Here is a 23,021-nt window from a genome sequence, read left to right on the forward strand (position 1 = left end):
GGAGCGAGGCAGGCGGGGATTTTCAGACGGGCAGGAAACCCTGTGGGAGCGCGCTTGCTCCCTCAGGAAATGTGCTGATATTCAGGCAGTGGCGGGCATTGAGTGCCGGCGGTGATGAACGTCGAGCTGATCCTTGATGACTTTCAGCACTTTGGCTTCGTGTTCATGAATAAAGAAATGACCGCCGGCGAGCATGTCCACGGAGAAACTGCCGAGGGTTTCCTTGCTCCAGCCGATCAATTGCTCGGTGGTCGCCCGGTCGGTGGTGCCGCCGAGCACATGCACCGGGCATTTGAGCAATGGGCGCTGGATGGGCTGAAAACGTCCGCACAACAGGAAGTCGGCACGCAGCACCGGCAGGGTCAGGCTCATCAATTCGGCATTGGCGAGAATTTCTTCGCTGGTGCCATTCAAGGTGCGCAACTGCTCGATCAGTTCGGCATCACTTTTCGGTTCGGCGAAACCGCGATCATATTCACTGCGCAGCGTCGGCGCTGCCGTGCCGGAGGCGAACAGCGCCACCGGCTCCGGCAACCCCAGGGCGCGCAAGGCATGGGCCAGCTCGCAGGCCAGCAGCGCGCCAAGGCTGTGGCCGAAAATTGCATAAGGCGCGCGCAGGGTCGTTTGCAGTTCGCTGGCCAACTGACGGGCCAGCGCCCGCATATCGGTTTGCAGCGCTTCACCAAACCGTGCGCCGCGACCCGGCAGTTCTACCGGTTGCAGCGTCAGCCACTGCGGCAGTTTGCGCCGCCAGCGGCTGTAAACCATGGCACTGGCGCCCGAATAAGGAAGGCACAGCAATGTCAGCTGAGTCACCCGGCTTACCTCGAAAAGTTGTCTGTATAAAAGAACGAAGGCGGCCCAGCAGAAATTAGCCCGCGCGCGTCTATCCAGTCATTTCAAGTGACGGAAACTCTGCACAGCCGCACCCAGCACCACCGCTCCGGCCGCTATTGCCAGCCAGAAACCGCTGCGCGCGCCGAAGGCATCCACCAGCCAGCCGGAGCCAGCGGCACCTACCGCCACACCGATGCTCAAACCGGTCACCAGCCAGGTGAGGCCCTCGGTGAGCCTGGCCGGCGGCACGATGCGTTCGACCAGCGCCATCGCCACAATCAGCGTCGGCGCGAAGAACAGCCCGGCAATGAATACCGCCAGCGACAACTCGACAATATTGCTCGCCAGTAACAACGGTAATGTCGTCACCGCCGTCGCTACCCCGCCGTACAGGAACAACCGTGGCAACGGTAGTTTCGAACGCATCGCACCGAAGGCGATCCCGGCCAGGCACGAACCGATGGCGTACACCGACAGGACGATGCTGGCGGCTGCGGGTTGCCCTTGCTGCTGGGCAAACGCGACGCTGACTACGTCGATCACACCGACAATGATGCCCATGGCAGTCATCAGCGCCAGCAGCAGTTGAATGTCGGTCGAACGAATGATCGACGCCTGATCGTGCGACGCGTGCGGATGCACCGCCGGCTCGGTGCTGCGCTGAGCGACGAACGCCGTCACGCCAATCGCCAGCGCCAACAACGCCGCCAACGGTCCGGCCTCGGGGAACACTGCCACGCACAACCCCACCGACAATGGCGGGCCGACGATGAAACAGACTTCATCGAGCACCGACTCCAGCGCATAGGCCGTCTGCAATTGCGGCTGGCCACGATAGATTTCAGTCCAGCGCGCCCTCACCATCGCCGACATGCTCGGCATGCACCCGGCCAGCGCGGCGAACACAAACAAGGTCCAGGTCGGCGCCTGCAAACGGGTACAGAGCAGCAACATCAACAGCGCCCCGCCGCCGATCAACGCCGACACCGGAAGCACTTTTCGCTGACCGTAACGGTCGACCAGACGCGACACCTGTGGCGCGCAAAACGCCGTCGCCAGGGCAAACGTCGCCGCCACCGCACCGGCCAATGCATAACCGCCCTTGAGTTGCGAAAGCATGGTGATCACGCCTATACCGGTCATGGAAATCGGCATGCGCGCGATCATCCCGGCCAGCACAAAATTGCGTGCACCGGGGGCGGTGAATAACTCGCGGTAGGGGTTTGCCATGGGGGGCTGCCTCAACTGGGGCCGCCAAGTTGCCATAGCGCCGGGAGGCGTGGAAGCGGGGAATTGTTGGTGGAATGTGAAGGCCCCTTCGCGAGCAGGCTCGCTCCCACACTGGATCAGTGGTGTACACAAATCCCCCTGTGGGAGCGAGCCTGCTCGCGAAAGCGTCGGCGAAATCACCACAGCCCTTTCTGCCGAATGAACTCTCACTATTGGCAACCGGTCAGCTATGTAAGCCCTCACTCAAGGCGCGCCACCGTATGCACATCTCCCTCACCGGACAAGTAGCCCTGATCACCGGCGCCAGCTCCGGCATCGGCCACGCCGCCGCCAAAGCCCTGGCCGCAGCCGGCGCCGCCGTCGTCATCAACTACAACCGCCAGGCACAACCGGCGCAAGCACTGGCCCGGCAGATCATTGCCGACGGTGGTCAAGCGCTGGCCATCGGCGCCGACGTGTCGAAGGAGGACGAGGTTGAACGGCTGTTCGCTGAAACCCTCGCGGGCTTCGGCTCGCTGGACATTTTGGTAGCCAATTCGGGTATGCAGAAAGACGCGGCCGCAGTGGATATGACTTTGGAAGACTGGAACGCGGTGATCGGCGTCAACCTCACCGGCCAGTTCCTTTGCGCCCGCGCCGCCCTGCGCATCTTCACTCGTCAGGGCGTTCGCCAAGGCGTGTCCCGCGCCGCCGGCAAGATCATTCACATGAGTTCGGTGCACCAGCGTATTCCCTGGGCCGGGCACGTCAATTACGCCGCGTCCAAGGGTGGCGTCGATCAGTTGATGCAGACCCTCGCGCAGGAAGTCAGCCATCAACGCATTCGCATCAACAGCATCGCACCGGGCGCCATTCGCACGGCGATCAATCAGGACGCCACCGAAGGCGCTGCCGGCGAAAAGTTGCTGGACTTGATCCCCTACGGCCGTATCGGTGATGTCGAAGACGTCGCCAACGCGGTGGTCTTTCTCGCCTCGGATGCATCCGACTACATCGTCGGCACCACCCTGTTCATCGACGGCGGCATGAGCCTCTATCCGGAGTTTCGCGGCAATGGCTGAGCATCACCTGGAACGACAAAGTCCGATCGACGCCCACGGCATCATCGGCGACATGCGCAGTGCAGCGCTGGTCAATGATCGCGGCAGTGTGGATTTTTTCTGCTGGCCCGAGTTCGACAGTCCGTCGATTTTCTGTTCGTTGCTGGACAGCCCCGACGCGGGGATTTTCCAGTTGGCACCGGACTTGCCCGATGCACGCCGCGAGCAGATCTACCTGCCCGACACCAATGTCCTGCAAACCCGCTGGCTGAGTGAGCGTGCGGTGGTCGAGGTCACCGACCTGCTGCCGGTGGCCGATAACGAAGACGATTTGCCGTTGCTGATGCGCCGGGTGCGCGTGGTCAGCGGTGAAGCGACCTTCCACGTACGTTGCGCGGTGCGCCATGACTATGCGCGCGCCAACACCCGTGCGCGGATGGACCAGCAAGCGGTGATCTTCAGTGCCGATGGCCAGCCATCGATGCGACTGACTTCCGATCAACCGTTGCACATCGAGACCGACGCAGCGTTGGCCTCCTTTACCTTGAAACAGGATCAGACGGCGGCGTTTATGCTCGGCGGCGCAGACGATCCGCGTTTCGAGGAAGGCGCCGCGCAGTTGTGCATGGAGCGCACCCTGAAGTTCTGGCGCGACTGGCTCGGCCAGTCGATCTATCGCGGGCGCTGGCGCGAAATGGTCAACCGTTCGGCCCTCGCGCTCAAGCTGCTGACCTCGCGCAAACACGGCGCGATTCTCGCCGCCGCCACTTTCGGTCTGCCGGAAACGCCCGGCGGCGAACGCAACTGGGATTACCGCTACACGTGGATCCGCGACGCCTCGTTCACGGTGTACGCGTTCATGCGCCTGGGCTTTGTCGGCGAAGCCAACGCTTACATGGGCTGGCTGCGCGGACGGGTCAGCGATTGCCACGGGCAACCGATGAAACTGAATATTCTGTACGCCATCGACGGACAACAGGAATTGCCGGAAACCGAACTCACGCATTTGTCCGGCCATGGCGGCGCGCAACCGGTGCGGATCGGCAATGGCGCGTATGACCAGATCCAGCTGGATATCTTTGGCGAGCTGATGGACGCGGTCTATCTGGTCAACAAGTACGGCGACGCGATTTCCCACGAAGGCTGGAAGCATGTGCGCGAAGTGGTCGATCAGGTCTGTGAGACGTGGCAGACCACCGATGTCGGCATCTGGGAAATGCGCGGTGAACAGCACCACTTTCTGCATTCGCGGCTGATGTGTTGGGTCGCGCTGGATCGGGCCATTCGTCTGGCCTCGAAACGCTCGCTGCCGGCACCTTTTGCGCAATGGGATCAGACCCGTCAGGCGATCTACGCCGATATCTGGGACAACTTCTGGGACGAGGAACGCGGGCACTTCGTGCAGTACAAGGGTGGCACCGCGCTCGACGGTTCGATGCTGTTGATGCCGCTGGTACGCTTCGTCAGCGCCAAGGATCCGCGCTGGCTGTCGACACTTGAGGCGATTGAAAAACATCTGGTGCGCGATGGCATGGTTTACCGCTATCGCAACGACGACAGCAATATCGATGGCCTGGTCGGCACCGAAGGCGCGTTTGCCGCGTGTTCGTTCTGGTACGTCGAATGCCTGGCCCGCGCGGGGCAGGTGGAAAAAGCGCACCTGGAATTTGAGCAATTGCTGCGTTACGCCAACCCGCTGGGCTTGTACGCCGAGGAATTCGACAGCCATGGCCGGCATTTGGGTAATACGCCGCAAGCGCTGACGCATCTGGCGCTGATCAGTGCGGCGAGCTTTCTGGATCGCCGCTTGAGCGGGGAAAAGAGTGAGTGGCAGCCGTAATAATCACCAAGAGCTGTAGGAAATATCCCGCACCAGCGCCAAGATGTAGGACTGATACCTACACGAAAACAGTCTGGCTCCCTCCCCCTTTGGTGAGGGAGCTTGCTCCCGCCGTGTCGCGAAGCGGCCCCGAAACCTGCCTCCCCAATCCCCCAGAAGCACCGAATTGCCTGGCTTTGCGACTGCTACGCAGCCGAGCGGGAGCAAGCTCCCTCGCCACAGTTTTCAACTGTCACAAGACTACAGACGGTCAACATTCTCTGCCCCGTCCCTACCCTGCAACTCGCAGTCACACGCGGAAATACCCTGTTGCCAGCTGTTACATCCGCCCCTACCATCCACCGCAACGGGCACAGCGGAGCTGTCCAATAAAACCCGAATTCAAGGAACCAGAATGTCCCAGCACGTCCAGCGCAGCATCGACTCCCCTCTTCGCAAGGGCCTGACCCGCACCCAGCTCTGGGAAGCCGCGGACAAAGGCTTGATCAAATGCTGGGAAATCGGCCGCCAGCGCGCCACCCGCTTCCCCGACCTCGCACAAAAATGCCTCACCGGCGAACTGCCCGTGCTCGGCTGGAAAGGTGGCGTGAGCCGCAGCCTGAAGAAAAACGAAAAATATGGCTCGCTGAAATACCTGGCCCAATGGCAGGGTTTGCGCGGTGAGGATCTGGATATTGATTTGAGCGAAGAGCGTTCGCTGACCTGCTCGCGGACAAAGATGCTGGTCACGTTTACCCCGGATCGGACGAAGTATTTCAATCAGGTGGCGGAAGCCGAGGCTTAAGGAGAAGCAGCGATGGTCGATTTACATCAGGAATTTCAGAACAGCCGTTTCTTTCACGAAGCGCGGATAGACAGGCGTTCGGCGGATGCTCTGGCAGGTATTGCTGTCGGGCTCGCCGCAGACGGAAAGATTAACCAGCAGGAAGCCGAGTTTCTCAAGACCTGGATCGAAACTCACTTGGTGCACTTGGAAGATCCGGTCGTAAACATTCTCTATAGACGTCTTGCCAACATGCTCAGTGACGGCGTGCTGGATGCCGACGAGTCTGTGGAATTACTGGGAATGCTTCATCAATTCACTGGTTTGCCAACCGGTGCTGCGACTATGTCTTACGCGCCTACGAGCCTTCCTTTCGATAATCCTGCCCCGGAACTTAGTTTGCCTGATCGAGTGTTCCTGTTTACCGGCGTGATGTCGTATGGACCACGGAAGGAATGTGAATCCCTGATCCTCGAACGAGGCGGACTGATCGGTGGTTCCGTCAGCAAAAAGGTTCATTATCTGGTCGTTGGCAACATCGGCAACGAACAATGGCTGCACAGTACCTATGGAACCAAGATAAAAAAAGCCGTTGAACTCAGAGAAAACGGCGTCCCCATCGCCATTGTTGGCGAAGATCATTGGTTGAAAGTATTGTTCGGTTAGGCATTCCCTCAAGGCATCACCGCATCTGCTGCAGCCCTGACCGAAAACCGCTCCCGATACGCCTGCGGCGTCACGCCAATCGCCCGCAGGAAACTGCGCCGCAACGTTTCTTCACTGCCAAACCCGCAATTGGCGGCGATCCGTTTCACCGGCAGGCCAGTATCACTGAGCAAGCGCCGGGCGGTTTCGACGCGGATCAGCTCAATCGCCCGCGCCGGGGTCTGGCCGGTGTCGGCGCGATAATGGCGCACGAAACTGCGTTCGCTCATCCCCGCCTGCTCGGCGAGGGTCGGCACGCCAAGATCGCAGGTCAGATTTTCGGCGATCCACGCGTGCAGTTCATCAAACCGGTTGCCCTGATTCTGCAGTGACAGGGTCACGCTGAATTGTGATTGCCCGCCCGGACGTTTGAGGAACACCACCAGATGGCGGGCGACGTCCAGAGCGATGTCGCTACCCAGATCCTCTTCGACCATTGCCAATGCCAAGTCGATACCGGCGGTGACCCCTGCCGAAGTCCACACCGGGCCGTCATTGATGAAAATCGGATTGGCCTCGACGTGCAAATTCGGATGCTGCTGCGCGAGTTGCTCGCAGCGGGTCCAGTGAGTGACCACGCGCCGGCCGTCGAGCCAGCCACTGGCCGCCAGCAGAAACGCGCCGGTGCAGACCGAGGCCACGCGCCGACATTTGCCGGCATGCTCGCGCACCCAATCCACCAATAGCGCATCTTCGGCTGCCGGATAAATGCCCCAGCCGCCAGCGATGATCAACGTATCGCTGGGCGCTTCGGGCAACGGTTCGGCCAACACCGCCAGCCCCGCCGACGACATCACCGCCCCGCCGCCGCTGGCGATCACGCTCGGCGCATAAGGCATTGGCAAGCCGCGCTGACGGGCGAGGTCATTGGCCGAAGCGAACACCTGCAATGGCCCGGTGACGTCGAGGATCTGCATGTTGGCAAACGCGAGTACGTGAATGGCTTTGGGCATTTGGCGTAATTCGTGGGGTGATTGGCGTATGCGCCAGAACCTACGCGCCTACAGTGAAGCCGTCCACCCCTTTTCATGGAGTAAGAACGATGACGTTGCAGATAGGTTTTCTGTTGTTTCCGCAGGTTCAGCAACTCGACCTGACCGGGCCCTATGACGTACTCGCGTCGTTGCCGGGTGTGCAGGTGCATTTGATCTGGAAGGATCTGATGCCGGTCACCGCCAGCACCGGCCTACTGCTGAAACCGACCACGACGTTTGAGGATTGCCCGGATCTGGATGTGATCTGTGTGCCGGGTGGCGGTGGCGTCGGGGCGTTGATGGAAGACGAGGTGACGCTGGACTTCATCCAGCGTCAGGCCGCGCAGGCGCGGTATGTGACATCGGTGTGCACCGGCTCGCTGGTGCTCGGCGCAGCGGGTTTGCTGAAGGGCAAACGGGCGACCACGCACTGGGCCTATCACGATCTGTTGCCGACACTGGGTGCGATCGCGGTGAAGGATCGGGTGGTGCGTGACGGCAATCTGTTTACCGGCGGCGGGATTACCGCGGGAATTGATTTTGCTTTGGTGTTGGCTGAAGAGTTGGTGGGCCCCGACGCGGCGCAACTGATCCAGTTGCAATTGGAATATGCCCCGGCGCCGCCGTTCAATTCCGGCAGCCCGGAGACTGCGCCGGGTGCGATTGTCGATGAAGCCCGACTGCGGGCGGCGCCATCGCTGAAGCTGCGCACGGAAATCACCGGGCGCGCGGCAGCGAAACTTAACCTGCACTAGATCCCACGCCAAACGCAAAACCCTTTCTGGAATACTAATCCCCTGTGGGAGCGAGCTTGCTCGCTCCCACAGGGGATTTATGTTTGGCCAACGGTATCGGAGTTGTCCCGCTTTACCGCCTCACCTTCACTTGTCCCCACGCCCTCGCCCGTGTAGAAAGCCCTTCCACAAATTTACACAGGGACTTTCGATGAAGGCTTTGCCATGGCTCTATCTGGCGCTTCTCAGCCTCGGTTACGGATGGGCGCTGAGCTACGGTCACCTCGGCTGGCTCGCTTTGATTTCCATTGGGCTTCTGGTATTTGCAGGCTTTGCGGTGCGCCAGCAACAGGTGCCGGTCGCCCGTTTTCTCGGTCACGGTCTGTTTATCGTGCTGGCTTTGGCGCTGGCCCTGCATTGGCTGCCGGGTTTCGCCAACGGTCGCGCCATCGACCCGCAGCGTTTCACCGACGACGCCGTGCCGTTCTCGATGTACCTCAATCTCGATAAACCGCTGATTGGTTTCTGGCTGCTGCTGGTGTGCCCGTGGCTTGTCGCGCGGCGGTCATTGCGTCTGAGCGTGTACGCCACCACCCTCGCCCTGACCCTGAGCGCGGTTCTCGCCCTCGGCGGCGCGCTGTTGCTGGGCGTGATCAGTTGGGCACCGAAGTGGCCGGATCAGGCATGGTTGTGGATCCTGAACAACCTGCTGCTGGTGACTTTGGTCGAGGAAGCGCTGTTTCGCGGCTATATACAGGGCGGCCTCAGTCAGCGTTTCAAACACCTGCCGTATGGCGAAAACCTCGCCCTGTTACTGGCCTCGCTGCTGTTCGGCCTGGTGCACGCCGGCGCAGGCTGGACCTGGGTGTTGCTGGCAGGCCTGGCGGGTGTCGGCTATGGTCTGGCCTACCGTTTTGGCGGACTCGGCGCGGCGATCGCCACGCATTTCGGCCTGAACCTGCTGCATTTCGGCTTGTTCACCTATCCGATGCTCGCTGGCTGAAGCAAGCGCCGTTTTGCGACGCCGTGCTGATTATTGAAAAAAAATTTCAATAAAAAGCTGTCACCGCCGACAACCTTTCAAAGCCTTGCGGATTGAAAAACCATGCGTAATAACCAGCCCATTACACAACGCGAACGGACTTTCCCGGCTCAGCAGCGGTTGATTTCCACAACCGACGCCAAGGGCGTGATCACCTACTGCAACGACGCTTTCGTCGAAATCAGCGGGTTTTCGCGTGAGGAACTGATCCGTGCGCCGCACAACCTGGTCCGTCACCCCGACGTCCCGGCTGCGGTGTTTTCGCACATGTGGGGCACACTGAAACAAGGCTTGCCATGGATGGGCATTGTCAAGAATCGCTGCAAGACCGGTGACCATTACTGGGTTAATGCCTATGTCACACCGGTGTTCGACGGCAGTCAGGTGGTCGGTTACGAGTCGGTGCGGATCAAACCCACCGCCGAACAGATCCGCCGCGCCGAAGCGCTCTACCAACGCATCAACCAAGGCAAGTCGGCGATCCCTTCCAGCGATAAATGGCTGCCGGTGCTACAGGACTGGCTGCCGTTCATTCTGGTCAGCCAACTGAGCTTCGTGATCGGCGCGACGCTGAACTCGCATTGGGGCTTCGCCCTCGCTGCCGGTTTGTCGGTGCCGCTGGGCCTGATGGGCCTGCAATGGCAGCAACGCGGGCTCAAGCGCCTGCTGCGCCTGGCCGAGCAGACCACTTCCGACCCGTTGATCGCGCAGATGTACACCGACAGCCGTGGCGCCCAGGCGCGTCTGGAAATGTCGATCCTCAGTCAGGAAGCACGCCTGAAAACCTGCCTGACCCGCCTGCAGGACACCGCCGAACACCTGACCGATCAGGCCAAACAATCCGACGCCCTGGCGCACAACAGCTCCAGCGGCCTGGAACGTCAACGCGTGGAAACCGAACAGGTCGCCACCGCCGTCAACCAGATGGCCGCGACCACTCAAGAAGTGGCCAGCCACGTACAGCGCACGGCTGACGCGACTCAGGAAGCCAATCGCCTGACCGGTCGCGGTCGTGACATCGCCGGCGAAACCCGCGAAGCCATTCAGCGCTTGTCGGTGGTGGTCGGCGAAACCGGCCTGACCGTGACCCAATTGGCCAAGGACAGCGACGAAATCGGCGGCGTGGTCGACGTGATCAAAGGCATCGCTGACCAGACCAACCTGCTCGCGCTTAACGCTGCGATTGAAGCGGCACGTGCCGGTGAGATGGGTCGTGGGTTTGCCGTGGTAGCAGACGAAGTTCGCCAACTGGCGCAACGCACCAGCGAATCGACCGGGCAGATTCATGCTCTGATCGCCAAGCTGCAACAGACTGCATCCAGCGCCGTGCAAACCATGGAAGCCGGGCATCGCCAGGCGGAAGAAGGTGTAGCGCGGGTGCTGGAAGCGGATCAGGCATTGGTCGGGATCAGTGAAGCGGTGGCCAACATCACCGACATGACCACGCAGATCGCTGCGGCGACGGAAGAGCAAAGTGCGGTGGCTGAGGAGATCAGTCGCAACATCAGCAATATTTCGGAGTTGGCGGATCAGACGTCGGAGCAGGCGCATAACTCGGCGTTGCTGAGTGAAGAGCTGACGAAGACGGCTAACACGCAATATTCGTTGGTGGAGCGGTTTAACCGCTGATTGAACTGGCGATAACAAAAAACCCGGAGGGCGAGAGCTTCCGGGTTTTTTATTGGGTCAGTGAACATTCCCCCTCACCCCAGCCCTCTCCCCCAAGGGGGCGAGGGGGAAAGGGAGCCGATCCCTGTGCGTTTCAGAATTTGAGTTCGATTCGGCATCTCAAGTCGGCGTACCTCGCACATGCACCTCGGTCAGTCCCCTCTACCTCTGGGAGAGGGTTAGGGTGAGGGCTGACCCCATAACTACTAAGGCAACTTCAGCTTATCCAATAGTCGATTGACCAACAGTTCGTTGAGCATGATCACCTGTTGCAGCGCCAGCAGTGGCTTGCGCTCCGGGCCGCCGATTGAGTTGGTGATGTTGCCGGCCATGGCGTGGGCGTAGAAGCGACTCGCTCGCTTCGACAAGCGGGGTTTCGTCATCCAGCGTGGGGTCGACGAGATAGACGGGGCGAAATTTTGGCGAGTTTGGCGTGGGTGGTGGCCATACGCGGGTTGGTAGACCGGCTGCAATAGGAACCCGGCGCTCACGAGTGAGCCCCACGCATGACCACCATAAAATCGATCTTCAAAAAAGAGACTTTATAAGGTGTTGCCACACAACTATTACAGACGGGCTACCAAACCCGATCACTGATTTGCAGTGACAGGCAAACGATATAGCCCACCCCATAGCCCTGTAAGCCGGCGGATTCTGGCGTACGCGTAGGTAACGGCGCAAGGTGTTGTAGCCGTTATGGCGTAACGGTTCGTGTACTTTAAACGCGCTCGCGGAATCACGTTTACGCACAGGAAATGCTGGACAGTGAGCGCTTCCAGTTTTTTATCGTGTCAGCGAAATAGCCCCTCACCCTAACCCTCTCCCAGAGGGAGAGGGGACTGACCGAGGTGTTTGGGAGAGTTACGCCGACGTGAAATACCGAGTCGAGCTCGGATTCTGAAACAGATCAAAAGCCCCTCACCCTAACCCTCTCCCTGAGGGAGAGGGGACTGACCGAGGTGTTCGGGCAAGGTACGCCGACGTGAAATACCGAGTCGAGCTCAGATTCTGAAACAGATCAAAAGCCCCTCACCCTAGCCCTCTCCCAGAGGGAGAGGGGACTGACCGAGGTGTTTGGGCAAGGTGCGCCGACGTGAAATACCGAGTCGAGCTCAGATTCTGAAACAGATCAAAAGCCCCTCACCCTAGCCCTCTCCCAGAGAGAGAAGCGACTGACCGAGGTGTTTGGGCAAGGTACGCCGACGTGAAATACCGAGTCGAGCTCAGATTCTGAAACAGATCAAAAGCCTCTCACCCTAGCCCTCTCCCAGAGGGAGAGGGGACTGACCGAGGTGTTTGGGCAAGGTGCGCCGACTTGCGATACCGCGTTGAACGCAAATTTTGAAAAGCTCACCAATCGGCTCCCTCTCCCTCGGGAGAGGGCTGGGGTGAGGGGCGAATCCAACGCAAATCAAAAGCCGGCCACGCCGTGCTCTTCACCACTCAATAGGCCGAGTGTCAGCTCGCCTGCTCTTGATCTTGATCCACGGGCGACGTCGGAAGGCTGAGTGGAGGGATTGATCCGGGGGTGGGAGCGCAGCGACCGTTTGGCGCAGCCAAACACAGCGAGAGGAGGTGCAGCGAAGCAAACCGTAGGCGCTGCGCCCGGATCNNAGCGAAGGAACCCCGAGCTTTAGCGAGCGGGCCGTACGTAGGAGCAAGCGTTTTTTTGCTTACTTTTTTTAGGCGTTTGTAAAAAAAGTGAGTCGCCGTCAGGGCGAAACCCTAAGTGGCCGTTGCCGCAGGAATGGATATGTACCCAAAACGAAAACTGCAGCGCATCCAAGATCCATCCCCCTCACCCCAGCCCTCTCCCCCATGGGGGCGAGGGGAAAGGGAGCAGATCTTCGTGCAGTTCAAAATCTCAGCCCGCCTCGGTCAGTTGCTGAGAAACTCGGCTATTTTCTGCGCAGCGCTGGCCAAATGCTGTTCATGGGTCAACCCGGAAACCTTGAGCGGCTTCAAATCATGATCGCCGGCCGCTAACCACGTCACCTCAATACTCGGTGACAAGGTGTAAGCCTCGACAGCCTCACGATTGCCAAGCGCATCCCGCTCGCCTTGCACAATCAACGTCCGCGTCTGCAAAGAAGCCAAATGCTCAACCCGCGGCTTCTCCGGTTTCCCCACCGCATAAAACGGATAGCCCAGACACACCAACGCATCAGCACCCAATTCGTCAGCCAAAAGACTGGCCATCCGCCCACCCATGGATTTCCCGCCAATGGCCAAACCCCCAGCGACATGACGCCGCACCTCGGCATACACCTCACGCCAACATTCCTGCAGTTTCGCAGCAGGATTCGGCGGGCGTTTAACCCCATCCACCCGCCGCTGCGCCATATACGCAAACTCAAACCGCAACACATTCACCCCAAGCCCGGCAAGGCGCCCAGCCATGTCGTTCATCCACTCGCTATCCATCGGCGCCCCCGCCCCATGCGCCAGGATCAACGTCGCCGAAGCCTTACCCGTGGCGGCATCCCACAACCATCCATGATCACGCACGCACTGCGCCCATTGATCCCAGTCAATACTGGCCTTGTGCTGTTTGTCCATGCTTGCCTCGCTTTTAGTCTGCCTATAACTCCAGACGAAGGATTCGCCGCGTGTCTTGCGCGCGCTCACTTCGGCTGAACCGTGGATGGGGAACCATGAACACTTCTATCAGTACCGCCTACAACTACAAGGTGGTCCGCCAATTCGCCATTATGACGGTGGTGTGGGGCATCGTCGGCATGGGGCTCGGGGTTTTTCTCGCGGCCCAATTGGTCTGGCCCGAACTCAACTTCAATTTGCCCTGGACCAGTTTTGGCCGCCTGCGCCCGCTGCACACCAACGCGGTGATCTTCGCGTTCGGCGGCTGCGCGCTGTTCGCCAGTTCGTTTTACTCGGTGCAACGCACCTGCCAGACCCAATTGTTTGCGCCAAAAATCGCCGCGTTCTGTTTCTGGGGCTGGCAACTGGTGATCCTGCTGGCAGCCATCAGCCTGCCACTGGGTTACACCAGCTCCAAGGAATACGCCGAGCTGGAATGGCCGATCGACATCCTGATCACCATCGTCTGGGTCGCCTACGCCGTCGTGTTCTTCGGCACGATCATGCAGCGCAAGACCAAGCACATTTATGTGGGCAACTGGTTCTTCGGCGCGTTCATCATCACCGTGGCGATTCTGCACATCGTCAACAACCTTGAGTTGCCGGTGAGTTTCACCAAGTCTTACTCGGTGTATGCCGGTGCAACCGACGCGATGGTGCAGTGGTGGTACGGCCACAACGCCGTAGGCTTTTTCCTCACCGCCGGTTTCCTCGGGATGATGTACTACTTCGTGCCGAAACAGGCCGAGCGTCCGGTGTACTCGTATCGCCTGTCGATCGTGCACTTCTGGGCCCTGATCACCCTGTACATCTGGGCCGGCCCGCACCACTTGCACTACACCGCACTGCCGGACTGGGCGCAGTCGCTGGGCATGGTGATGTCGCTGATTCTGCTGGCACCGAGCTGGGGCGGCATGATCAACGGCATGATGACCCTCTCGGGCGCCTGGCATAAGTTGCGCAGCGACCCGATCCTGCGCTTCCTCGTGGTGTCGCTGGCGTTCTACGGCATGTCGACCTTCGAAGGTCCGATGATGGCGATCAAGACCGTCAACGCCCTCTCCCACTACACCGACTGGACCATCGGCCACGTACACGCCGGCGCCCTCGGCTGGGTAGCGATGATTTCCATCGGTGCGCTGTACCACATGATCCCGAAAATCTTCGGCAAGGCGCAGATGCACAGCGTCGGCCTGATCAACGCGCACTTCTGGCTCGCGACCATCGGCACCGTGCTCTACATCGCGTCGATGTGGGTCAACGGCATCGCCCAGGGCCTGATGTGGCGCGCAGTCAACGAGGACGGCACGCTGACCTACTCCTTCGTCGAAACCCTCGTGGCCAGCCACCCAGGCTTCGTCGTGCGGCTGATTGGTGGGGCGATCTTCCTCAGCGGCATGTTCCTGATGGCTTACAACACCTGGCGCACCGTGCGGGCCTCGCAGCCTGCTGACGTCGTTGCTGCCGCGCAGATGGCCTGAGGAGTCCGCCATGAAACATGAAACGATTGAAAAGAACGTCGGCCTGTTGATGTTGCTCATGGTCTTTGCCGTGAGCATCGGCGGCCTGACCCAGATCGTCCCGCTGTTCTTCCAGGACGTCACCAACAAACCGGTGGAAGGCATGAAGCCCTACACCGCGCTGCAACTGGAAGGTCGCGACATCTATATCCGCGAAGGCTGCGTCGGTTGCCACTCGCAGATGATCCGTCCGTTCCGCGCCGAAACCGAGCGCTACGGGCACTACTCGGTGGCCGGTGAAAGCGTCTGGGATCACCCGTTCCTGTGGGGCTCGAAACGTACCGGTCCGGACCTCGCACGGGTCGGCGCACGCTACTCGGATGACTGGCACCGCGCACACTTGTACAACCCGCGCAACGTCGTACCGGAATCGAAGATGCCGGCCTACCCGTGGCTGGTCACGCAAGCGGTCGACAGCAGCCACACCGAAACGAAGCTCAAAGTCATGCGCACCCTCGGCGTGCCGTACACCGACGACGACATCAGCGGCGCGGTGGCCAGCCTCAAGGGCAAGACCGAAATGGACGCCCTCGTCGCCTACCTGCAAGTGCTCGGCACTGCGATCAAGAGCAAGAGGTGAGCCATGGTCATTGAAATGAGTGCAGGCCTGATCCGCGGCCTCGGCACAGTCGTGGTGTTCGTCGCTTTCGTCGGTCTGACGCTTTGGGTGTTCAACCGCAAGCGCACGCCGGAATTCGCCGAAGCACGTCTGCTGCCGTTCGCCGACGAACCGCAAGCCGAAACAACCCAAGCAAATGAGACAAGGAGTACCCGGCCATGACCACCTTCTGGAGTACGTGGATCTGCGTACTGACCATCGGCAGCCTGATCGGCCTGACGTGGCTGCTGATCGGCACCCGCCGGGGCGAAACCAAAGGCAGCGTCGACCAGACCATGGGGCACAGCTTCGACGGCATCGAGGAGTACGACAATCCGCTGCCGCAGTGGTGGTTCATGCTGTTCGCCGGCACGCTGGTGTTTTCCGTGGGCTATCTGATCCTCTATCCAGGCCTGGGCAACTGGAAAGGCATCCTGCCCGGTTACGAGGATGGCTGGACCGGCGTGCACGAGTGGGAAAAGGAAATGAACAAGGCCGACGCCAAATTCGGACCGATCTTCGCCAAGTTCGCCGCCATGCCGGTGGAAGAAGTGGCGAAGGATCCGCAGGCGCTGAAAATGGGCGGCCGCTTGTTCGCCTCCAACTGCTCGGTATGCCACGGCTCGGACGCCAAAGGCGCGTTCGGCTTCCCTAACCTTGCCGACAGCGACTGGCGCTGGGGCGGTGACGCCGACACCATCAAGACCACCATCATGGGTGGCCGGATGGCGGCGATGCCGGCCTGGGGCGAAGTGTTGGGCGAGGCCGGGGTGAAAAACGTGGCCGCTTATGTGCGTCATGAACTGGCCGGTCTGCCATTGCCCGCCGACAACAAGGCTGACCTGCAAGCCGGACAGCAAGCGTTCAGCACCACCTGCGTAGCCTGTCATGGGGCAACCGGCCACGGCACTGAAGCCATGGGTGCGCCGAATCTGACGCACCCGGCCGGATTTATCTATGGCACCAGCCTGACCCAACTCGAACAGACCATTCGCCATGGCCGTCAGGGTCACATGCCGGCGCAGAACGAACTGTTGGGTAACGATAAAGTGCAATTGCTCGCCGCTTATGTGTACAGCCTGTCGCACGAATTGAATACAGAAAAACTTATTACTGAAGACAACAAGTAGTACACATTGCGTACACCTATGCCGCACCTTTCTCGGTGCGGCAGCATCCTGCCCCTTTGCGACGCATTGTCGCACCCCTTCACACCCTCACCTTTCGGTTCCCCGGATTCGGGTCTACGCTTGCTCGATGCGGACTGGCCCGTGCCGGTTCCAGGTCGACCCCGAGCGATGTGTTCGATGAATTGGCTGACAGACTCGCCGCAAAGGCCGGTAGATACCGGCTGTCGCGCCGATTGCCATTCATCAGGCGAACTGGCCGTTCGAACATACCTCGTTACAAGTGACCTGAACCCCTCGCTTTTTTCGTCCGCTGCGACATTTTGTCCGAGGCTGATTTTGTCCTTACGCGGCGCATGGAAAGGCCGCAGAATCAGCCTTGGAAAGCATTGACCCAGGTCATGGCGCGTTGCAATGACCCCCTGCTCTCTGCATACTTGCGGCCGATTTTAATCCTAATAAAACACCCAAACCGTGGAACCTTAGAATGAGCACAGCAATCAGTCCGACTGCTTATAACTATAAGGTAGTCCGCCAGTTCGCCATCATGACGGTGGTCTGGGGGATCCTTGGCATGGGGCTCGGTGTCTTCATCGCCTCGCAACTGGTCTGGCCGGAGTTGAACTTCGGTCTGCCGTGGACGAGCTTTGGACGCCTGCGCCCGTTGCACACAAACCTGGTGATTTTCGCCTTCGGTGGTTGTGCACTGTTTGCCACTTCCTACTATGTCGTGCAGCGAACCTGCCAGACGCGACTGATCTCCGACAGCCTCGCCGCCTTCACCTTCTGGGGCTGGCAAGCGGTCATCGTCGGCGCAATCATTACCTTGCCGCTGGGTTACACCACCACCAAGGAATACGCGGAACTGGAATGGCCGATCGCCATTTTGCTGGCCATTGTCTGGGTCACCTACGGTCTGGTGTTCTTCGGCACCATCACCAAGCGCAAAACCAAGCACATCTATGTGGGTAACTGGTTCTACGGCGCGTTCATCGTCGTCACGGCGATGCTGCACATCGTCAACCACATGTCGCTGCCGGTGAACCTGTTCAAGTCCTACTCCGCCTACGCGGGCGCGACCGATGCGATGATCCAGTGGTGGTACGGCCACAACGCGGTGGGCTTCTTCCTGACCACCGGTTTCCTCGGGATGATGTACTACTTCGTACCGAAACAGGCCGAACGTCCGATCTACTCCTATCGCCTGTCGATCGTGCACTTCTGGGCACTGATCACCCTGTACATCTGGGCCGGCCCGCACCACCTGCACTACACCGCACTGCCGGATTGGGCACAATCGCTGGGCATGGCGATGTCGATCATTCTCCTGGCGCCAAGCTGGGGCGGCATGATCAACGGCATGATGACCCTGTCGGGCGCCTGGCATAAGCTGCGCACCGACCCGATCCTGCGCTTCCTCGTGGTTTCCCTGGCGTTCTACGGCATGTCGACCTTCGAAGGTCCGATGATGGCGATCAAGACCGTCAACTCGCTCTCGCACTACACCGACTGGACCATCGGCCACGTACACGCCGGCGCGCTGGGCTGGGTGGCGATGATCTCGATCGGCGCGATCTACCACATGATCCCGAAACTGTTCGGGCGTGCGCAGATGCACAGTGTTGGTTTGATCAACGCGCACTTCTGGCTCGCGACGATCGGCACCGTGCTGTACATCGCTTCGATGTGGGTCAACGGCATCACTCAGGGCCTGATGTGGCGTGCAATCAACGACGACGGCACCCTCACCTACTCGTTCGTTGAAGCGCTGCAAGCCAGCCACCCGGGTTATATCGTTCGTGCCCTGGGCGGTGCGTTCTTCGCCAGCGGCATGTTCCTGATGGCTTACAACGTCTGGCGCACCGTGCGCGCCTCGAACCCGGCTGAAGCCGAAGCCGCTGCCCAGATCGCTGTCGTTGGAGCTCACTGATGAAGCATGAAGCTGTCGAGAAGAATATTGGCCTGCTGGCCTTCTTCATGGTCATTGCCGTCAGCGTTGGCGGCCTGACCCAAATCGTTCCGCTGTTTTTCCAGGACGTCACCAACAAGCCGGTCGAAGGCATGAAGCCTCGTTCGGCGCTGGAGCTGGAAGGTCGCGACGTTTACATCGCCAACGGTTGTGTCGGCTGCCACTCGCAGATGATCCGTCCGTTCCGCGCTGAAACCGAACGCTATGGCCACTACTCGGTCGCCGGTGAAAGCGTCTGGGATCACCCGTTCCTCTGGGGTTCCAAGCGTACCGGGCCGGACCTGGCCCGTGTCGGCGGTCGTTACTCCGATGACTGGCATCGTGCGCACTTGTACAACCCGCGCAACGTGGTGCCTGAGTCGAAAATGCCGGCGTACCCGTTCCTCGTGGAAAACAAGCTCGACGGCAAAGACACCGCCAAGAAAATGGAAGTGTTGCGCACGCTCGGCGTCCCTTACACCGACGAAGACATCGCCGGGGCCAAGGATGCCGTGAAGGGCAAAACCGAAATGGACGCGCTGGTGGCCTATCTGCAAGGCCTGGGCACCATCATCAAAAGCAAACGGTGATCTAGATGGATATCGGGATGATTCGTGGCCTGGGCACCGTTGTTGTGATGGTGGCCTTCATCGGTCTGGCGCTCTGGGTGTTCAGCCCCAAGCGCAAGTCGGAGTTTGAAGACGCGACCTTGTTGCCTTTTGCGGATGATCCCGAAGCCATCAAGCACGTCGAGCAAGCTTCTAGGAGTAACAAAGAATGACTACATTCTGGAGTCTGTACGTCACAGTCCTCAGTCTCGGTACGATCTTTTCCCTGACCTGGCTGCTGCTGTCGACCCGCAAGGGCCAGCGCAGCGAACAGACGGACGAGACGGTCGGGCACTCCTTCGACGGGATCGAGGAGTACGACAACCCACTGCCGAAATGGTGGTTCATGCTGTTCGTTGGCACCATTGTTTTTGCCCTGGGTTACCTGGTGCTTTACCCGGGCCTGGGCAACTGGAAAGGCCTGCTGCCGGGTTACAACTACCTCGATAACGACAAGCAGACCGCGTTCGCCAACGGCCAGACCGGCTGGACCGGCGTGCACGAGTGGGAAAAGGAAATGGCCCGTTCGGACGCCAAGTTCGGTCCGATCTTCGCCAAGTTCGCGGCGATGCCAATCGAAGAAGTCGCCAAGGATCCGCAGGCACTGAAAATGGGTGGCCGCCTGTTCGCCTCCAACTGCTCGGTGTGCCACGGCTCCGACGCCAAGGGTGCCTACGGTTTCCCTAACCTGACCGACGCCGACTGGCGCTGGGGCGGTGAGCCGGAAACCATCAAGACCACCATCATGGGCGGTCGTCACGCAGTGATGCCGGCCTGGGCCGAAGTGATTGGCGAGCAAGGCGTTGCCGACGTTGCCGCTTTCGTGGTGAGCAACCTTGATGGTCGCAAGCTGCCGGAAGGTACCAAGGCAGATGTCGCTAACGGCCAGAAACTGTTCGCCGGCAACTGCGTGGCGTGCCACGGCCCGGAAGGCAAAGGTACGCCAGCGATGGGCGCACCTAACCTGACTCATCCGGCCGCGTTCATCTACGGTTCGAGCTTCGCGCAACTGCAACAGACCATCCGTTACGGCCGTCAGGGCCAGATGCCAGCGCAGGAACAACTGCAAGGCAACGATAAGGTTCACCTGTTGGCGGCGTATGTTTACAGCCTGTCCCACGGTGAAAAAGCACCGCAAGCGAACGCCGAATAAGGCCAACGCCTGAAGCAAAAAAAGGCCCCGCCAATGTTGATTGGCGGGGCCTTTTTGCATGCTGGCATTCATGCCTTGAGACATTTGCTCGATAGACCTGAACAGCACTGCCCTGTAGGTTTTCCCCACCTCGATGAACAGCATCGGGGCAACCTTCAAGGATGAAGTCCAGATGTCAAAGAATGCCCAAAGCACACTGCCAAAACGTTTGCAGCCCCGCCCTGCTCAGGACGCAGCACCGATTAAGACGCCTGTGGCGCCCGCCTGCTCACGCTCACCAGACACCATGGGCCATCCAGGTCATGGTGGCGGTCTGGACGGCCTCGGCGGCGGCAGACTGCCCTGACCATTGCAGCAAAACACAGCGAATTTTCTTCCAACATCCAGCGCCCCGCCCTTTGACGGAGGCGCTTTCGCCGGTGTCGTTATGACAGTGATAAACCGATCGTCCGCAACCCACCTTTTCGATTGCTGGACAAAGCGCAAAGTAGTAACGTTTCTACATCAGAATTACCGGAGGCCGAACATGATGGCCATCACGACCATTTCCAGCCGCGAATTCAACCAGGACACCAGTGCTGCCAAAAAGGCTACACATCAAGGCCCGGTCTTCATTACCGATCGTGGCAAGCCTGCCCATGTACTGCTGAGCATTGAGGAGTACCAGAAACTGACCGGCAGCCAGACCAGCATTGTCGAACTGCTGGTCATGCCGAATGCGCCTGACATCGAATTCGAACCAGAGCGCGCCGTCATCACCCCTCGCAGCGTGGACCTGTCCTGATGTTTCTACTGGATACCAATGTCGTTTCCGAGCTGCGAAAACCCCAAGCCGACCGGCAAGTGGTGACATGGGCGAACAGCGTTGCCCCGGCCAGCCTGTATTTATCGGCCATCACCGTGCTGGAACTGGAAACCGGCATTCTGCGCATCGAACGCCGCGACTCGGCACAAGGCGGGATGCTGCGTCACTGGCTCGAACGTCACGTCAAACCCGCATTCTCGGGAAGAATTCTTTCGGTCGATACCGCCGTCGCCACCCGATGCGCTCAACTGCATGTGCCTGATCGCAGCAATGAATGCGACGCCTTAATTGCCGCCACCGCACTTGTCCATGGGCTGACGTTGGTCACCCGCAATGTTGCGGACTTTCAACTCAGCGGCGTTCATCTGATCAACCCATGGATCGCTGCCAATAGCTGAGCGCAAAAAACCCCGCCAGATCACTGACGGGGTTCGCGCTGGCCAGCCCTACTTATTTGACCGGAATCGTGTCCACCACTCGCCGACTCGGCCAGCTATTATTCTCAACCTTGCTGATGTCCAGACTCTTCCTGTCTTTGGAAAAACTGGCAATCAGGTAAGTTTGCTGAGAAGCGGCACCGCTCAGATAAACGGGTACGCTGCCGAAATTATGGGCCTGCCAGAAGCGCCCTGCTCTTGTATGCAAATGGCCGGCGAACACCGCCGTGACCTTGTAATCCTCGATGATCTGGGTGAATCGCTTGATCTGCTCATCGTTGCCCTGCCAGCGGGAGGGTTTGTGCATGTTGAGGATAATAATCTGTCCTTTCTTGCGCGCCGCCTTCAAGTCCTCTTCCAGCCAGTCCAGGGAGTTTTTGATATCGAACGTCGTCGGATTCAAGAAGTGAGAAATCTGTACTGAATATGTCGGCTCGTTGTGCAACTGGACAAGGTGCACATCGCCAACATCCCTGGAATAAGCCAGGCTTCCAGAATAAAGTCTGTTAACCGCACTGCCACTGATTTTCAGGTCCAGATTCTGGACCTTGTCACGATGATGTTCTTCAAAATCGGTGATACTACCGGCAGCACAACTTTCGGAAAAACAGTCATTCTTCTCGTAATCATGGTTACCAAGACCGTAAAGCACGTGACTACCAAAGTATTTGTTCAACACTGGCCTTAACCAACTACGCTGCCAACCATGACCATAGGCCGTTATATCGCCATTAATCATGACCGGGATATTCTCCGGCGATGTACTGAAATTTTTCCGAAAGCTTGCGATATCCGAAAACTGGCTCTCGATCAACGCACGGGAACGCTCCTCTTTGACCGACTGGGACTCAGCCTCACCACTGTCCGTTTTATCAGTCCATGGATATTGTGGATCGGACGCAAATACCAAGTGGTTTGGAGTTTGCCCAGCGAACACCATCGACGGAATAAAACCGACAACCCACACAAGCGCACAGACACGCGAAAACTTAAATAAGCCTTTCATACAATTCCTTTTGTCTATCATTAAAATCGCGGCAACCAAAACAACCGCAGGCAAAAGTTAGTTGAAAACCTAAAACAATAGAACCGCTATTCCATTGCAAATTAATTAACCCAGACTTGCAACAACTTGCCTGCATATTAAAAACATTACACTTAGCTAATGCCTTTGCGAGATTGTTGCGAAAAGCCTGTCCACCGTTTTGTCTGCAGCGACCAAAAACTCAGCCATACTCAACAAGTCAATTGACCTGCATCATGCTTTGCTGCATTCGCTACACCATTCAGGTTTTTTACCCAACGCGACCAAAGGTCGCACCCTTGAGCCAGAGCGACCGGCGTATCATTGCGCCACTGCAACGACCCTTTTTGACCTTGGTTGGCACGTATCG

23 protein-coding genes are annotated in these 23,021 nt (G+C 59.2%); 17 read left to right on the plus strand and 6 right to left on the minus strand.

Annotation, left to right across the window (positions count from 1 at the left end):
* Positions 1-81 precede the first annotated feature (81 nt).
* Positions 82-816, minus strand: a complete 735-nt coding sequence (locus A8O26_RS03980) for a thioesterase II family protein (RefSeq protein ID WP_081265155.1) — start codon at positions 814-816, stop codon at positions 82-84.
* Between the two features lie 78 nt (positions 817-894).
* The gene (locus A8O26_RS03985) at positions 895-2,067 is read right to left on the minus strand and encodes an MFS transporter (RefSeq protein WP_064116866.1); all 1,173 of its coding nucleotides are present in this window, start codon (positions 2,065-2,067) and stop codon (positions 895-897) included.
* A 260-nt stretch (positions 2,068-2,327) separates the two neighbouring features.
* Here A8O26_RS03985 and A8O26_RS03990 point away from each other — a divergent pair, with 260 nt between their 5' ends.
* The 4 genes from A8O26_RS03990 (at position 2,328) to A8O26_RS04005 (ending at position 6,376) form a co-directional block, all read left to right on the plus strand.
* On the plus strand, positions 2,328-3,128 hold the full coding sequence (locus A8O26_RS03990; RefSeq protein WP_064116867.1) for a glucose 1-dehydrogenase: 801 nt from the start codon (positions 2,328-2,330) through the stop codon (positions 3,126-3,128).
* Complete coding sequence (locus A8O26_RS03995) at positions 3,121-4,947, plus strand: glycoside hydrolase family 15 protein (RefSeq protein WP_064116868.1); 1,827 nt, start codon at positions 3,121-3,123, stop codon at positions 4,945-4,947. Before A8O26_RS03990 ends, A8O26_RS03995 begins: the two co-directional genes overlap by 8 nt.
* A gap of 394 nt (positions 4,948-5,341) precedes the next feature.
* A complete protein-coding gene (locus tag A8O26_RS04000) occupies positions 5,342-5,731 on the plus strand; it encodes a hypothetical protein (RefSeq protein WP_064116869.1) in 390 nt (129 codons plus the stop codon).
* A gap of 12 nt (positions 5,732-5,743) precedes the next feature.
* Positions 5,744-6,376 (plus strand): BRCT domain-containing protein, encoded by a 633-nt coding sequence (locus A8O26_RS04005; protein ID WP_064116870.1) that lies wholly within the window; start codon positions 5,744-5,746, stop codon positions 6,374-6,376.
* A gap of 8 nt (positions 6,377-6,384) precedes the next feature.
* On the opposite strand, the gene A8O26_RS04010 is transcribed toward A8O26_RS04005, so the two are convergent.
* A complete protein-coding gene (locus A8O26_RS04010) occupies positions 6,385-7,368 on the minus strand; it encodes a GlxA family transcriptional regulator (protein WP_064116871.1) in 984 nt (327 codons plus the stop codon).
* Positions 7,369-7,457: 89 nt separating this feature from the next.
* Between A8O26_RS04010 and inhA the strand changes: the two genes are divergently transcribed.
* The 3 genes from inhA (at position 7,458) to A8O26_RS04025 (ending at position 10,794) form a co-directional block, all read left to right on the plus strand.
* Positions 7,458-8,144: an isonitrile hydratase gene (inhA, locus tag A8O26_RS04015; RefSeq protein ID WP_064116872.1), complete on the plus strand. Its 687-nt coding sequence runs from the start codon at positions 7,458-7,460 to the stop codon at positions 8,142-8,144.
* A 190-nt stretch (positions 8,145-8,334) separates the two neighbouring features.
* Positions 8,335-9,126: a CPBP family intramembrane glutamic endopeptidase gene (locus tag A8O26_RS04020; RefSeq protein WP_064116873.1), complete on the plus strand. Its 792-nt coding sequence runs from the start codon at positions 8,335-8,337 to the stop codon at positions 9,124-9,126.
* A gap of 102 nt (positions 9,127-9,228) precedes the next feature.
* Positions 9,229-10,794 carry a methyl-accepting chemotaxis protein gene (locus A8O26_RS04025; protein ID WP_064116874.1) on the plus strand — a complete coding sequence of 522 codons (1,566 nt, stop codon included), beginning with the start codon at positions 9,229-9,231 and terminating at the stop codon, positions 10,792-10,794.
* Between the two features lie 245 nt (positions 10,795-11,039).
* Here the strand turns inward: A8O26_RS04025 and A8O26_RS04030 are convergent, their stop codons facing one another.
* Complete coding sequence (locus A8O26_RS04030; protein WP_253756676.1) at positions 11,040-11,201, minus strand: DUF6124 family protein; 162 nt, start codon at positions 11,199-11,201, stop codon at positions 11,040-11,042.
* Between the two features lie 1,510 nt (positions 11,202-12,711).
* Entirely contained in the window at positions 12,712-13,392 is a 681-nt protein-coding gene (locus A8O26_RS04035) for an alpha/beta family hydrolase (protein ID WP_064116875.1), read from the minus strand.
* 95 nt (positions 13,393-13,487) lie between these two features.
* On the opposite strand from A8O26_RS04035, the gene ccoN (A8O26_RS04040) reads away from it, so the two are divergent.
* The 10 genes from ccoN (A8O26_RS04040) (at position 13,488) to A8O26_RS04085 (ending at position 21,588) form a co-directional block, all read left to right on the plus strand.
* A complete protein-coding gene (ccoN, locus tag A8O26_RS04040; RefSeq protein ID WP_034152830.1) occupies positions 13,488-14,912 on the plus strand; it encodes a cytochrome-c oxidase, cbb3-type subunit I in 1,425 nt (474 codons plus the stop codon).
* Positions 14,913-14,922: 10 nt separating this feature from the next.
* The gene (gene ccoO / locus A8O26_RS04045) at positions 14,923-15,531 is read left to right on the plus strand and encodes a cytochrome-c oxidase, cbb3-type subunit II (protein WP_064116876.1); all 609 of its coding nucleotides are present in this window, start codon (positions 14,923-14,925) and stop codon (positions 15,529-15,531) included.
* Positions 15,532-15,534: 3 nt separating this feature from the next.
* A complete protein-coding gene (locus A8O26_RS04050; RefSeq protein WP_008082033.1) occupies positions 15,535-15,732 on the plus strand; it encodes a cbb3-type cytochrome oxidase subunit 3 in 198 nt (65 codons plus the stop codon).
* Positions 15,729-16,679 (plus strand): cytochrome-c oxidase, cbb3-type subunit III, encoded by a 951-nt coding sequence (gene ccoP, locus A8O26_RS04055; RefSeq protein ID WP_064116877.1) that lies wholly within the window; start codon positions 15,729-15,731, stop codon positions 16,677-16,679. Before A8O26_RS04050 ends, ccoP (A8O26_RS04055) begins: the two co-directional genes overlap by 4 nt.
* Before the next feature lie 484 nt (positions 16,680-17,163).
* Positions 17,164-18,606 (plus strand): cytochrome-c oxidase, cbb3-type subunit I, encoded by a 1,443-nt coding sequence (ccoN, locus tag A8O26_RS04060; RefSeq protein ID WP_064116878.1) that lies wholly within the window; start codon positions 17,164-17,166, stop codon positions 18,604-18,606.
* Positions 18,606-19,214 carry a cytochrome-c oxidase, cbb3-type subunit II gene (gene ccoO / locus A8O26_RS04065; RefSeq protein ID WP_064116879.1) on the plus strand — a complete coding sequence of 203 codons (609 nt, stop codon included), beginning with the start codon at positions 18,606-18,608 and terminating at the stop codon, positions 19,212-19,214. The genes ccoN (A8O26_RS04060) and ccoO (A8O26_RS04065) overlap by 1 nt, the downstream gene beginning before the upstream one ends.
* Before the next feature lie 5 nt (positions 19,215-19,219).
* Positions 19,220-19,405 (plus strand): CcoQ/FixQ family Cbb3-type cytochrome c oxidase assembly chaperone, encoded by a 186-nt coding sequence (locus A8O26_RS04070; RefSeq protein ID WP_003175465.1) that lies wholly within the window; start codon positions 19,220-19,222, stop codon positions 19,403-19,405.
* Positions 19,402-20,385, plus strand: coding sequence for a cytochrome-c oxidase, cbb3-type subunit III (gene ccoP, locus A8O26_RS04075; RefSeq protein WP_064116880.1), 984 nt, complete (start codon positions 19,402-19,404; stop codon positions 20,383-20,385). Before A8O26_RS04070 ends, ccoP (A8O26_RS04075) begins: the two co-directional genes overlap by 4 nt.
* 529 nt (positions 20,386-20,914) lie before the next feature.
* Entirely contained in the window at positions 20,915-21,169 is a 255-nt protein-coding gene (locus A8O26_RS04080) for a type II toxin-antitoxin system Phd/YefM family antitoxin (protein ID WP_172828117.1), read from the plus strand.
* Complete coding sequence (locus tag A8O26_RS04085) at positions 21,169-21,588, plus strand: type II toxin-antitoxin system VapC family toxin (RefSeq protein ID WP_064116882.1); 420 nt, start codon at positions 21,169-21,171, stop codon at positions 21,586-21,588. Before A8O26_RS04080 ends, A8O26_RS04085 begins: the two co-directional genes overlap by 1 nt.
* Before the next feature lie 52 nt (positions 21,589-21,640).
* Here the strand turns inward: A8O26_RS04085 and A8O26_RS04090 are convergent, their stop codons facing one another.
* On the minus strand, positions 21,641-22,633 hold the full coding sequence (locus A8O26_RS04090; protein ID WP_064116883.1) for a metallophosphoesterase family protein: 993 nt from the start codon (positions 22,631-22,633) through the stop codon (positions 21,641-21,643).
* Positions 22,634-23,021: the final 388 nt, after the last annotated feature.

It is taken from the genome of Pseudomonas fluorescens, from assembly GCF_001648775.1.
Lineage (GTDB): Bacteria > Pseudomonadota > Gammaproteobacteria > Pseudomonadales > Pseudomonadaceae > Aquipseudomonas > Aquipseudomonas fluorescens_M.